The organism is Wolbachia endosymbiont (group B) of Schoenobius gigantella, assembly GCF_964031005.1.
Classification (GTDB): Bacteria; Pseudomonadota; Alphaproteobacteria; order Rickettsiales; family Anaplasmataceae; genus Wolbachia; species Wolbachia pipientis.
Genome location: NZ_OZ035002.1, coordinates 128,335 through 141,119 on the forward strand (window position 1 = coordinate 128,335; position 12,785 = coordinate 141,119).

At 34.1% G+C, this 12,785-nt stretch carries 11 protein-coding genes; 9 read left to right on the forward strand and 2 right to left on the reverse strand.

What is annotated here, in order from left to right; translation table 11 throughout:
* Positions 1-5: 5 nt before the first annotated feature.
* From ACQH2O_RS00660 to ACQH2O_RS00690, 7 genes are all read left to right on the forward strand, one after another.
* Positions 6-1,034 (forward strand): NAD(P)H-dependent flavin oxidoreductase, encoded by a 1,029-nt coding sequence (locus ACQH2O_RS00660; RefSeq protein ID WP_010082023.1) that lies wholly within the window; start codon positions 6-8, stop codon positions 1,032-1,034.
* Between the two features lie 122 nt (positions 1,035-1,156).
* Entirely contained in the window at positions 1,157-1,621 is a 465-nt protein-coding gene (locus ACQH2O_RS00665) for a hypothetical protein (RefSeq protein WP_425385201.1), read from the forward strand.
* Positions 1,612-2,379, forward strand: coding sequence for a hypothetical protein (locus ACQH2O_RS00670; protein WP_425385202.1), 768 nt, complete (start codon positions 1,612-1,614; stop codon positions 2,377-2,379). The genes ACQH2O_RS00665 and ACQH2O_RS00670 overlap by 10 nt, the downstream gene beginning before the upstream one ends.
* Positions 2,380-2,480: 101 nt before the next feature.
* Positions 2,481-2,855 (forward strand): hypothetical protein, encoded by a 375-nt coding sequence (locus ACQH2O_RS00675; protein WP_022626145.1) that lies wholly within the window; start codon positions 2,481-2,483, stop codon positions 2,853-2,855.
* A gap of 44 nt (positions 2,856-2,899) precedes the next feature.
* Positions 2,900-5,254 carry a hypothetical protein gene (locus ACQH2O_RS00680; RefSeq protein ID WP_010082026.1) on the forward strand — a complete coding sequence of 785 codons (2,355 nt, stop codon included), beginning with the start codon at positions 2,900-2,902 and terminating at the stop codon, positions 5,252-5,254.
* On the forward strand, positions 5,235-8,096 hold the full coding sequence (locus ACQH2O_RS00685; RefSeq protein ID WP_182282585.1) for a hypothetical protein: 2,862 nt from the start codon (positions 5,235-5,237) through the stop codon (positions 8,094-8,096). The genes ACQH2O_RS00680 and ACQH2O_RS00685 overlap by 20 nt, the downstream gene beginning before the upstream one ends.
* Positions 8,097-8,216: 120 nt before the next feature.
* On the forward strand, positions 8,217-8,702 hold the full coding sequence (locus tag ACQH2O_RS00690) for a WBM0748 family T4SS-associated protein (RefSeq protein WP_010082090.1): 486 nt from the start codon (positions 8,217-8,219) through the stop codon (positions 8,700-8,702).
* On the opposite strand, the gene ACQH2O_RS00695 is transcribed toward ACQH2O_RS00690, so the two are convergent.
* Positions 8,699-9,040 carry an SH3 domain-containing protein gene (locus ACQH2O_RS00695; RefSeq protein WP_010082091.1) on the reverse strand — a complete coding sequence of 114 codons (342 nt, stop codon included), beginning with the start codon at positions 9,038-9,040 and terminating at the stop codon, positions 8,699-8,701. The genes ACQH2O_RS00690 and ACQH2O_RS00695 overlap by 4 nt on opposite strands.
* Before the next feature lie 220 nt (positions 9,041-9,260).
* Here ACQH2O_RS00695 and ACQH2O_RS00700 point away from each other — a divergent pair, with 220 nt between their 5' ends.
* Both ACQH2O_RS00700 and ACQH2O_RS00705 read left to right on the forward strand, forming a co-directional pair.
* Entirely contained in the window at positions 9,261-10,625 is a 1,365-nt protein-coding gene (locus tag ACQH2O_RS00700; protein ID WP_425385373.1) for a pyruvate dehydrogenase complex dihydrolipoamide acetyltransferase, read from the forward strand.
* 69 nt (positions 10,626-10,694) lie between these two features.
* The gene (locus ACQH2O_RS00705) at positions 10,695-11,519 is read left to right on the forward strand and encodes a hypothetical protein (RefSeq protein ID WP_007550761.1); all 825 of its coding nucleotides are present in this window, start codon (positions 10,695-10,697) and stop codon (positions 11,517-11,519) included.
* A 45-nt stretch (positions 11,520-11,564) separates the two neighbouring features.
* Here ACQH2O_RS00705 and ACQH2O_RS00710 read toward each other — a convergent pair whose 3' ends face one another.
* The gene (locus ACQH2O_RS00710) at positions 11,565-12,785 is read right to left on the reverse strand and encodes a KAP family P-loop NTPase fold protein (RefSeq protein ID WP_010082095.1); all 1,221 of its coding nucleotides are present in this window, start codon (positions 12,783-12,785) and stop codon (positions 11,565-11,567) included.

The following is a 12,785-nucleotide window of genomic DNA, read 5'->3' on the forward strand; positions in this document are numbered from 1 at the left end:
GTTATATGTTAAGTAGCCTCTGGAAAAAAGGAACAGATTTTCTTAGCAGTGAGTTTGCTATAATGGGTGGTGCTATGAGCTGGGTTTCAGAGAGAAACTTGGTCTCAGCAATCTCAAACGCTGGTGGTTTTGGTGTGATTGCATGTGGTGCAATGTTTCCAGACTTGCTAAAAAAAGAAATCATAGAGACGCAGCAATTAACTAACAAGCCATTTGGTGTAAATCTAATTACTATGCACCCAAAGTTGAGTGAGTTGATAGATGTGTGTATTGAAACGAAAGTGAGCCATATAGTGCTTGCCGGTGGACTGCCAACAAAGCCTAATATAGAAAAAATCAAGGGTGCAGGCATTAAAGTTATGTGCTTTGCACCAGCATTAAGCCTTGCGAAAAGGTTAGTAAAAATGGGAGTAGATGCATTAATAATAGAAGGAATGGAAGCAGGTGGGCATATAGGTCCAGTTAGCACTTCTGTTCTTGCACAAGAGATATTGCCTCATTTTAAAAATGAACAAATACCAGTGTTTGTTGCAGGTGGAATAGGAAGAGGTGAAATGATAGTTAATTACCTGGAAATGGGAGCAAGTGGCTGTCAAATAGGTACATTATTTGTCTGCACTAATGAGTCAATTGCCCACAAAAATTTTAAGGAAGTGTTTATTAAATCGGCCGCACGTAATGCAATACCTTCTGTACAGATAAGTGCTGATTTTCCTGTAATTCCAGTAAGAGCTATAGCCAACAAAGCAAGCGATGACTTTATGAAGCGTCAAAAAGAAGTTATTGATGAATACCAAAAGGGACAGATCTCAAAAGAAGATGGGCAGCTTGAAATAGAAAAATTCTGGGCTGGAGCTTTAAGAAGAGCAGTAATTGATGGAGATGTTGAAACGGGATCTTTAATGGCTGGCCAAAGTGTTGGCATGGTTGATAAGGAAAAGCCTGTAAAAGAAGTAGTGGATATGTTAGTTCAACAAGCAAAGAATCATATTAATAGCAAATCTGTAGAAGTAGAAAGCCCAGAAAGCAAATAGTTAAGCGACCTTCCAATAAGCAAGTTGCCGCAATTATTTATAATATGGCATAATTGCCCAGTTTTAATGTAAAATTAACGCTAAAGAGGTATCTATACATTTTGTTATGTATGGAGGAGTCTATGCTAAGTTCTAAAAAAGATATTAACCAACAATTGCACGACACTATATACAAAAAGGTAACAAAAGAAAATCATAAATATGGAAGCCCACAAAAGGGAGATGGAACTATCAAAAAATGCATAGAGTTGTTCAAGGAAGGAGCTAGTCCTGAGGTATTAACTGAATTAGAAAAATCGCTGAGAGAACAATTAGAAAAATCACCAGAAAAACAAGAGGAATATCAAAAACATTATAAGTATTATATCGAAAACTTTCTTCCTGCATTGAAAGATGAAGTAATAAAATCAGAAGAACTAGCTGTACCTACAGTATTTAACAATGAAAGAGAACAATCACAAAGACCACAAACAATAAGAGGAAAAATAGTAAAAATAATTTTGGATATTACTAACAGGAGCAGCAGTGTAAGCTCAATACCAAATGCTGTTGAAGTGAAGAAAATATTGAAGATCAAATGCAGCTAAAACATATTGAAGAGCAAAACAACACACAAGAAACACCCTTGAATGTAGCTGAGAAAAAAAGTGGTGATAATAAAATACTTAGTAATTCAGATGTTGCAGAGGAAGTGTTTGAAAAATATAGCAAGGTTGTGAAAGAAATAGAGGAGAAGAAAACTTCTAAACTCAGTAGTGGCAATGACTCAGATAGTGGAATAGACTCACCTAGAACGAGTAAAGAAAGTTTGAAATCACCAGTAAGTAGCAGAAGGAGCAGTTTAACTTTAGTAACAAGTACTTCATCTGAGGAAAGTTTAAACTCAACATTGAGCTCTGTTGAAGGAGATAATGGCTTACAACCAGAGGGTGGAGAAAAAACTGAGTTATTAGAATCAAATTTGGAATCCCCAAAAGAAAACGAGACTCAAGTGCAGCCAGAGCAGACTGTAAAAAAAGAGCCAAAAATGCAAGAAAATGAAAACTCAGATGGTCAAGCAAATCCAGATCAAGTTAAGAAAGATATCCTACTTAAAAACCAACCCAATAACAGAAATCTTCACGTTGCACTTGTAGCAGGTTGTGCTCTCTCCACAATAGGGTGCATTGTTGCAGGAGCAATGACATCAGGATTGATAGGAGCAGGACTACTTGCTATGGCTGCAGTGTTTGCTATAGCAGCAGTAGCTGAATTGCATTCAAACTTCCTATCAAGTAAATTAACATCCATTAATGTGAGTCCTCTTGTTGATGATAAAGAGCTTACAGCATGTTCACGTCTGTAAAAATTAAATATGTGTTACTTGTAGTGGATAAGTGAATTCAGTTCTTGCCTATTGATATAAAAGTTGTTATATTTAAGAAATGTTTAAAAGGTATTTAGTTGATGCGCATTCAATTGAATAAAGTTTTGGTTTTTATAGCCTTATTAAGTTTCATTTTTGCATCATATTCTAGCGAAGCAAGTTCGGCGAGTGATGAATTAAAGGGTATACAAGAAACGGTAAAAAATTTTATTTCTTCATTTTCAGTTAAAGATACTGTAGAAAATATGAGTCCTTCAACAATCATAGGGTTGTGTATAGCTGCAGTGATACTTGCAGTAGTGTTCAGAGGTCTAATCTTTTTTATGATAATGTTTGGTGTACTGGTCCTGATGTTCGGTAGTACAGAAAAGGCAACAGACTACTTAAAAGAAAAATTTAACTTTGCAAAAGATATAAAATTACAATCCGATAGCGAAAAAAAAGATAAAAATTAAGATAGTATTTTTATCTTTTTTAATTATCTTTATTGAATACGCATATGCAGTTAAAAGTACCAACAGTTAACTCTAAGCTTAAAAAAAAGAACAACTTAGCATTACTAGAAAGCATTGATTTAGATTTTGTTCCTTATGCTTGTCATTACGATGAAGAAACCATACTAACAAAACAGGGAGAATTGTTAAAAATAATCAAGTTAGAAGATTATTCTTCTGTTGATAACTACAGCGACCTCAGAACTGAAATTAGAAAAAGCATATCAAAAAATATTAATAGCCTGTGTTTTACCGTTTGGATTCATACCGTTAGAAAGCGCAATAAACTGAGCTTGAAATGGAATAAAACTGAAGACTTCTCTGACAACCTACATTCAACGTGGTTTAATAAACTAACTGATAGTAAATTACAGTATATAAATGAACTATACATTGTAATATTGTTTAGCGATTTTGGCAAGCATACTAATAATTCGTTTTTTTTCAATAGAATAAAGAATAAGCATAAGTTGTCTTTACAAGAAAGCCATCAGGAGTTGCAAAAGATAACTGACGTAATTCAAAATGATTTAGGACCTTTTGGAGCTAAAAAACTGAGTCTAAGGTTTAGTGAAGGTAAAATATATTCTGAAATGATAGAATTTCTCCACTATATTGTTACATTAACGCACAAAGATTATCCAATACATGAAAGGGACCTGTCGCAATATATTAGAAATTTTAAAATAGCTTTTGGTTTCAATACGTTTCAAACAATATTTGAAAATCAACAGAAATTTGGCTCTATTTTCAGCATAAAAGAATACCGGGAAATCTCTTTAGGTAATATAGATAGATGCTTGCAGCTTGAATCTGAATTTATCATTACAGAAATAATGATATTTACTAGTAATAACAAAGCAATAAAAGAATTTAAAAAACAAATCAACATGCTGCAAATTAGTGAGGATAATACCTTACTTAAAAGCTCAGGAATTGAAGAAATAATAGAGCTTGAAAAGACCTCTAGTATAGACTTCTGCCAACAGAAAATTATTTTTACAATATTTGCAGATGATAGGAATAAGTTAGCTGAAAGTATTAGTGATTTATCTTCTATAATGTCATTAGTTGGCTTCATGATGTTTAGAACTGATTTACATATGGAAAGTCATTTTTGGGCACAACTTCCAGGCAATTTTGCTTTTATTACGCAACCGAAAAATATCTTAACAAAATACGCTTGCAGCTTTGCTATGCTGCACGATTTTACGTCAGGTACATTAAAAGGAAGAAGGTGGAAAGAAGCGGTAATGATTTTTTTTTCAAAAAAAGGAAATCCTTACTTCTTTAATTTTCATGGAAAAAGAAATAATGGCCATACTACGATACTCGGAGCTCCAAATTCAGGCAGAACTTCACTCATTAATTTTCTATTATCAGAATCAAGAAAGTTTAACCCAAGAATTGTCATATTGGATAACACTGGAAAATCAATAATTTTTACTAAAGCAGTGAGTGGTAAATATTACATAATCGATCCAAAATATAAGGACAAAAGCCTAAAATTTAATCCACTAAACATTGAAGATAGTGCTTCCAATCGCAATATGTTGGTTGAACTGATCAGAAGAATGGTAGCCGATACGAGCTTGGTGGACGTAGAAGAAAAGATAAGAAAAATTGTGGATTCTATATTTGCTATACCCAAGGAATCACGTTCTATTTCACAAATTTCTGAGGTGCTCTTGCTCCTTGGGGGTAAGATAAGTAGATGGTGTGACGATGGTGACTTTGCTTACTTATTTCAAGATGGTGATGAATCAGATATTGACTGGGAAACAAAAATTATATCTCTCAACACCGCAAACCTTACAAAACAAAAGGAATGTATGTCCGTGATACTTTACTATTTTTTATATTCTTTTGAGGCAAAATGTGATGGCTCGCCTGCAATACTTGTTTTGGATGAAGCATGGGAGATAAGTAATATTTTTCCTACAGAGAAAGAGTTTGATAACTGGATGCAAAGAATGACGGAACTAAATGTTGTAGTAATCCTAAGTACTGAGAATTTAAATCTCGCATTTGCTAGCAAATTTACTCAATATTTAGATAAACATGTTGATACAAGAATCTTGATGCCGAACGTCAATGCAAATAGATTATACATGAAGGCATTTTCTCTATCGAAAGAGGAGCTGAATATAATTCTGCAGACGCCAACACAGGAAGGTTTATTTTTGATAAAACAGTACAAAGGATTAGTAACCTTAAATCTGGATTTGAAGGATATGCAAGAAATACATGTACTTTCAGCTAACAAAGAGACTATAAAGTATATGTATGAGGCAATAAAAGAAAAAGGAGAAGAAGTTAATGAGTGGTTACCGGTATTTTATGAGAAGTGTAAGGCTTAATTTCTTATTGATATTTTTTTTGATACTTGGTCTTTCGTATCAAGGATATGCTGATTGTCCAACATTTGTAGAAAGTAATACTTGGTGGGAAGCAATAGTTGGTGGAGATTGGGTAAAGGAAATTAAGGTGCAAGCAATAAAAGATCAAGGAGTTGATGGTTACTTTAATCCCAAAATTAGAGTATGTGCTTATGATGGACAAAGTTATTGTTATGACTTACAAAGTGGGGAATCCTGCCGCCAGATATATGGAACGCAAGGTACAGGAGCTGGAGTTTCTGCTGCAGCTTTTATCGACTGGGAAGGAGATAAAACAAAAGCTGGAGGAGAAATTGCTCGGGGTCTTAAATGGGAATGGGCAGACGGTGTTACTGATGAGGAAAAAAGAAGATTCGCTAACTCTCCTAAAATATGTGCTTGCAGTCAAAAAGGGGCTTGTATGTCAGGAATTTCTTCATGGGGTTCTAGAGTATTTTCGGGTGAGAATATTTTCCGTCCTGGGGAGATGGAAAAAGTCTGTGATACCTGCTACCAAACGGCAGTAAAATGTGCTCCTGTTCCACTTGCACCTGGCCCCCCTCCATTTTGTGAACAACTTGCAATGTCGCTTCCACAAGTTAGAATTGTTCCTATAACAGATAAAGACAATGATTACTTTAATCCTAAGGTTAAGGTAATCATTGGTGATCTGAAAGGAAGAGACGGAGAGATTGGAGAAAAATTAGATTTCCCTAAAGGGTATGGAGAAAATAAAGCTGAGTGGCGCTCTATTTTAGACAAAGATGGCATCACGTACTACTTCAAAACTTATAGAGAAAAAGATAAGCTCTGCGCTGAATACCTTGGAACTCAAAGTATAGATGAAAACAATCCACAGTTCATCCGCTGTTTTCCTGCACCACCTGCTCCAGAACCTGAGATAGTGGAGATAGTAAATGCAAATACATTGAAAGTAGAAATGAAGATGAGTGAGAGCACTTGTGCTAAAGCACATGGAACCTATAGTAATGGTTCCTGTACTTTTAATGTTAATACTGACCTCAACCATCCTATAAACATTGGCCCCCTATCTTTAAAAGTAGTAAAACCAGCAATAGTAGCAAAAACAACTGATAGTAATATTGATAATATTATAGAAGGTATATTAGAAAGTAATCCGCAACAATTTAAAGTTCTGAAAGAATATGGCTATGTTCCTGATGTGCAAATTAAATGTTCTAAAGGCGGAAGTTTTTATAGTTTTAATGATTTTGAGAAAAAGTTAAAAGACAAATCTATTCAATGTGAATTTAATAACTCTGGGCAGCCGGAAATAGAAGTAAAGTATAAAGGAAATTCTAACAGTAAAATGCTTTGTCTTTCTGGATGGCAGCCAGAACCAGAGGAGTTTGTTCTTAAAAGAGAAAATAAAATAATACCACTAAAATTAATGGGAACAAGATATACTAAATACAATGCTGTTTACTCCAAGGAATCAAATCAGTTCTATTATCTTCCAAGCAAGGAAATAGTTTACCCTTTGAAAGAAACTCAAGAGAGGTTGGATAAAATAATATTTAATAAGCAAGAGTATGTTTTCTTCCCTGATGAAAATGAGCAGAAGAAGGAAGAATGCAGTTATTGTGTGAAGAAAGATAGCAAAATAGACGAAAAATTAAAATCTGGTGAAGGACTGAAAGTAGTATACAAATTGACGGATGTAGAGCATAAAGAAGGATGTGAGCAAGGTGATGATGGTTGCATCTGCTTTGATGGAAAGTGTAGCCGTTCAAAACAATATTTGAATAAAAATGAAGATGATAAGCCATTCTACTTAAGGTATGAGGAAGTGGATTGTAAAGATAAGGATGGTAAAGTATTAAGAGATGAAAAAAATGAAGTACGAAAGTGTACACAATTAAAAGATCAACTGATTAAAGCAAACAGAACAGAGGTTTTTTACGCTGATAAATTGTGTAGGTTCGATTTAGAAGGTCTCAAAAAGAAATTAAAAGAAAAATTAAAAGAGATAATCAAGGAACATCTGAAAAATAAGAAACCAGATCTTGAAAAAAATAATGAAAAATCCTATGATCATAAAAATAAAGATGTTTATACAGATGACTTATCAATAAAATTTGATCGTATTAAAATAGAAGCGTGGGGAAGTGGTGAAGCAGGTCATATACAAGGTAGTGGCTGTGACAATCAAAAATGCCATTCTACTGAAAGCAGAGTAGGGATGCCAGGAGATTATATTAAAGCTAAACTGAAAATCGATCCTAATTATCCTATAATTAAGGTGCAAGTCACAGAGGGAGGGGGTAACCAGGAAAGTAACTTCTCAGATAAGGACGGGGGACCTGTTTTCATAGAAATGTGCAATTCGCAGAAGCAACATTGCCAGCAACTGATTACTGTTGCAGGTGGAGGTGAGTATAGAACATACGGTGGTAAGGGTTATGAGGAAACAGTAATTCATAAGCAAGATTTAAAGCTAGAGGAGAAAATTGTAAAGGCAGATAAACTGAAGTCTACACAAGACAATCAAATAGCATATATAGAAAATGGTGAAATCAAGTATGAAACAGTAGAGTGTGGAAGTGGTTTGAGAAGCAGTAGATCTGGTGCAGGTGGCTGCATTAATAAAAGCAAAGGAATTTATGGTAAAGGCTCTCCAGGGTATGTGAAGATTAGACCTATTATAAAGGAATTTGACGAAGAAGAAATAAATGCTGCTATTAAAAAAGTAATAGAGGATCTATACGATCTTGAAACTATGACTGATTTTTGGGTAGGGGATCTTAACGTGAATATAAGTGGGATAATTAAAGAGGAAGTCAAAAAAGAATTATCAAGGTAAAAAGATATAGCTCTGGAAATGATGCTCTTGTTTTAATAATTAATTAAAGTAAAGCATGTAGTAAATGGTGTAATTGCTGTATCTTAACAAAAAGGTATAACGAATGTAGGAGGGTGCTTTATGTCTCTAAAGAATAAAATTTCTGAGTTAATAGAACAACAATTTAGCATTAAATACCATGACAATTATTTGGCTTACACTATACATAATTGGGCTGCAAGCGAAATATCTGATTCTATTACTTTTTGCATAATTGGTTGTGGAAATTGCAAGATTGGATATCAAGATGTTGCAAAGTCATTCAACATAACAAAAGAAGAAATTGACCAAGGTAATATTGCAAGCATAGAAAGTAAAATAAAAAGTGAAGCTGAAAAATCAGGTAGCGAGTTTTCTGAGTTGATTTCTAGAGTGGATCAATCGCTAAAAGAGCAGAGTGAAAAGTCTATTGTACAAATTTTAGATTCATCCGCTGAGGAGATGTTAAGGAGTTTCTGTGATAGCCCTGTACAGTCTCCAGAGCCTCAAGAACCCTCTGCTTCATCTGAAGAGCATGCTACAGAAGGCCCAGAAACTAGTGTTAATTCAGATCTTTTGTCAACCTAATCAACCCCATATATATGTTTTTTTTGTACCCATGCTTTGCGTTTTGGGGTGGAAAGAAAGCACCATTCTTCGTTGCATTTTTCTATCTTCATCACAACAAACTTGTCTATTTTCATAGTAATCTTGCTGTCTACACTCTGTTTTTGATATCCATAAGTATCTTCTTTTACAATCGCGTAGCGCTTATCACTAAGAAGATTGCCTTTTATCCATCCGCAGTCTTCATCTATATCGCAGACCTTTTTCCAACTCTCAAACTCTTCTATCACTTTCAGGGGCAGATTTTTGCAAGTGTATATCCATTTTACAGGATAGTGAAACCCTGGCCCCGTTCTCATGTTGATCTTATTTGATTTGGTTGAAACAAAGTTGTTAGCAAACAAGCTATGGCTAAATAATAAAAACAATAGGATAATAGTACTGAACCAAGATCCCAGTGTCACGCACTGGGATAACGTGAGGGATAGTGTAACAGACTTATTCATCATAATTCACGATTAGGTTGACATAAGATAAAGAGTAAATTAAAAATTGAATAGATCTTTAAATGCAAAATCAATGCCTATAGAAATATTAATGCCTGCTCTTTCACCAACAATGAGCAAAGCTGGAGGAAAAATTGTAAAGTGGCATAAAAAAGAACAAGACAAAGTTGAAGTAGGCGACGTAATTGCTGAGATAGAGACTGATAAAGCCATAATGGAGTTTGAATCTATAGATGAAGGAGTTTTAGCAAAAATTTTAGTAACAGAAAGAACAAGTGGCGTGCCTGTAAATCAACCAATAGCTTTAATGCTGGAAGAAGGAGAAGATGAAAGTGCACTTAACAACTATACTTCAACTTCCATCAATAGTGCAGTTAAAAAGGAAGTGACAAAAAGTGCTGTTGATAATCAAAAATCAGAACACCAAGATTTAAACGGAAAGCCAATAAGTCATTCTTCGGTGTCATTCCAGCGCGTGACGCTGGAATCCAACCCCTCAATGTCATCCCAGTGCTTGACACTGGGATCTAGAAAAGAAGAATGGATCCCAGTGTCAGCTACTCAGATGACAGAGGGTTATGCAGAAGGTAGAACAAAAATAAGCCCATTAGCTAAGAAAATAGCTCAAAATGAAGGGGTTAATGTGCAGCAATTAAAAGGTACAGGACCATATGGTCGCATAATTAAGGCTGATGTGTTGGAGTTTTTAGGCAGTGGTATACATACTGAAAGTCCTGAGAAAGATACCATAGTTGAAGTAAGCAACATGCGCCAAGTGATAGCACAGCGCCTGACTGAATCAAAACAGAATGTTCCACATTTTTATTTAACTGTAGACTGCCAGGTTGATAAGTTAATATCGTTAAAAAACGAGATTAACTCAGCAGATGAAAACAATAAAGTAACAATTAATGATCTAATCATAAAAGCTGCAGCTTTCAGCATGAAAAAATTTCCTGATATAAATTCTTCGTGGATAGATAATAAAATACTGAGATATTCAAATATAGATATTTCAATCGCTGTGGCACTTGAAGATGGGCTAATTACTCCTATAGTAAAAAATGCTGATAAAAAGGGTATTTTATCTATATCAAAAGAAGTGAAAGATTTAGTAAGCAGAGCAAGATCTGGAAAATTGAAACCTGAAGAGTTTCAAGGAGGAGGGTTTACTATCTCCAACTTAGGGATGTTTGGTATAAAAGCCTTCAGTGCTATAATCAATCCGCCGCAATCTTGCATTATGGCAGTTGGTGCATCTAAAAAACAACCAATTGTTATGAATGAGAAAATAGAAATAGCAGAAATAATGACAGTAACGCTCTCTGTTGACCATAGAGCAGTTGATGGGGCACTCGGAGCAAAGTTTTTAAATGCCTTTAAGCATTATATAGAGAATCCTCTGGTGATGCTTATTGAAACTGCGGTAATCTATTAGCATTGTTATTACAAAATTAATACCTCTAAGTTTATACTTTTATTAGTTAATAGGTTTAGAGGTAAAAAAATGAATACTACAGTAGAAAAAAATAATCCAAAAATTTTTCCTCAAAATGAAGGAAAGATTAACTCAAAAGGCATGGTTGCCCCACCTGTTCCTCCGAAATCTTCCCAAGCTAAATTTGCTGGAATAAAAGCAATTTTTGAGCGAAATGTACCTCATTCTCAAGCAAATGATAGTAATAAAACAGTGAGTAGCAATCTTGGAAGAACATTTGGCCCAACAATGCAAAAACTCATGGAAGACAACATTCATAGCACTCCTAACAAACAACGCCGCAATTCAGGGGATAGTGGTATCAGTGATATTAGTAGCAGCACTTCTGATGATGAGGATAGAACAATAAAAGATAAAATGATGGAAAATGTTAAGCAGGATAACCATCAAAAAAGCTTTGATTTACATAAAGTACAAGCAACTGATGAATTAGAAACCGTAAAATTTCTCAAAACGCTAAGCAAGAAAGAAAGAGAAAAACTTGGTTTTTCTCCTAAACAGCAAAATAACCAAAAGGTTGAGACTAGCAAAAAAACTTATAATCCACTTGATTGGAATCCAATCTATCAAGGTAAAAAGCTCTTTAGCTTAGGCAATATGTCGAGTAATTCGTCTTCATGTAGTGAAAAAAGCAATATTTCAGATGTAAGCGATAAGTCTAATAATTCAAACATTGTTAGATGTAATATTACTAGGAGTAACAGTAAGGAAGACCTTCGTAAACCTGATGCTTCACATAATGACAAATCTGCAGGTAAAAAATTATCTAATGTCAATGTAAGCGAATTAATCAGAAAGTTTGAACAAGGTAATGACATAGTAAAAGGGCGTTAATCAAATGTTACCCTATCTTTGTATATGTAAAGGTAGGGTATCTTTTCAAAATAGTATATCCTTTATAGCTTTGTTAATTTTTGACTCCCTCTCTGCAAAAGCAGTTTCTAGAGAGGTTTTAAGTTTTTCCCATTCTTCTTGACCATTTAGAACTAAAGATTTATATTCATTTTCAATTTTTTCCAATGCTCTTTGATATGAAAAACCTAATTCCTCATATATATCAATATTTATCGATTGCAGTATTACCAAAAATGAAAACAAATTCGGATCAGGTAATTCTTCTCTTGTGTGATTCAGAAGACACAGCTTTATTTTTTTTACGCAGTATTCTATTGTTTTTAACGATAGTGACAGGCTTTCTGCATAAAATATAAAACTATCTACAATCAAATTTTTTGACTTTTTCGGTAATTTAATATTTTCAAATAGTTCTTTTGTAAATTTTTCTATCGGTTGTTTTGGCAAATGTAAAGAGAGATCAGTAAAAGATTTTAGGTCAAAATTTGGTCCAAGTATTGTGCTGATTGCTCTTTGTACATTACTCTTATCTTTACTTACAGAAATAATGAAAACCAGCCCCTCCACATCAAGCATATACTTTATAGATTCCAAAAAATCGACAACGAATTTAGGACGGCACACATCAAGATTATCCACCATTATATAAATGTTTTTGTCTTTTCTGATTTTATTAACCACATCCGCTAACTGTGTTTTAAAATCTCTAGTACTCTCTTTTCTTCTTTGGAGAAGACTTAATTCACTCAAGACAAAACCTATGTCTTTTTTATCAGCCTCTTTTGCAGCATCAAGAAATACTGAAAGCATAGCAAGTGGAGATTTACTGATCAGCTTTCCTAGTGTGTTTAGAGAAAATAGCTCTTGGTTTATGTTCTTGAACTGTTGTATAACACTTCTTTTTACTTTATACGATACAAATAAATCTTCAAATAGGAAATTTAAAAAAGAAGGCAGTGGTTGGTCCAATGCATTGATATCCCATGCACTATAATAAGCTGCAATTTCATTTTGCTGTTTTAACTCTTTTACCCATTCTTTCAAAAAAAACGTCTTGCCCCATCCATCATATCCTTCCAAAGATATTATTGTAAAAGACTGATCAATTGTTTTAATTATAGTGTTGAATTTACCTGAAAATTGCTTATAGTTTAGGTGGTTATTTTCCCAAGCCACCACTTTAAGTGGTGGCACTATTTTTTTCTTTTTGAATGTTATTAGCGATATAAGTTTTTTTAAGCACAT

Coding starts and splice junctions, on each gene's coding strand:
- ACQH2O_RS00685 (WP_182282585.1), top strand. CDS start 5,235: ATGAGAAGTGTAAGGCTTAATTTCTTATTGATATTTTTTTTGATACTT.
- ACQH2O_RS00660 (WP_010082023.1), top strand. CDS start 6: ATGTTAAGTAGCCTCTGGAAAAAAGGAACAGATTTTCTTAGCAGTGAG.
- ACQH2O_RS00705 (WP_007550761.1), top strand. CDS start 10,695: ATGAATACTACAGTAGAAAAAAATAATCCAAAAATTTTTCCTCAAAAT.
- ACQH2O_RS00695 (WP_010082091.1), bottom strand. CDS start 9,040: ATGAGAACGGGGCCAGGGTTTCACTATCCTGTAAAATGGATATACACT.
- ACQH2O_RS00680 (WP_010082026.1), top strand. CDS start 2,900: ATGCAGTTAAAAGTACCAACAGTTAACTCTAAGCTTAAAAAAAAGAAC.
- ACQH2O_RS00670 (WP_425385202.1), top strand. CDS start 1,612: ATGCAGCTAAAACATATTGAAGAGCAAAACAACACACAAGAAACACCC.
- ACQH2O_RS00665 (WP_425385201.1), top strand. CDS start 1,157: ATGCTAAGTTCTAAAAAAGATATTAACCAACAATTGCACGACACTATA.
- ACQH2O_RS00710 (WP_010082095.1), bottom strand. CDS start 12,785: ATGTGCTTAAAAAAACTTATATCGCTAATAACATTCAAAAAGAAAAAA.
- ACQH2O_RS00700 (WP_425385373.1), top strand. CDS start 9,261: ATGCCTATAGAAATATTAATGCCTGCTCTTTCACCAACAATGAGCAAA.
- ACQH2O_RS00675 (WP_022626145.1), top strand. CDS start 2,481: ATGCGCATTCAATTGAATAAAGTTTTGGTTTTTATAGCCTTATTAAGT.
- ACQH2O_RS00690 (WP_010082090.1), top strand. CDS start 8,217: ATGTCTCTAAAGAATAAAATTTCTGAGTTAATAGAACAACAATTTAGC.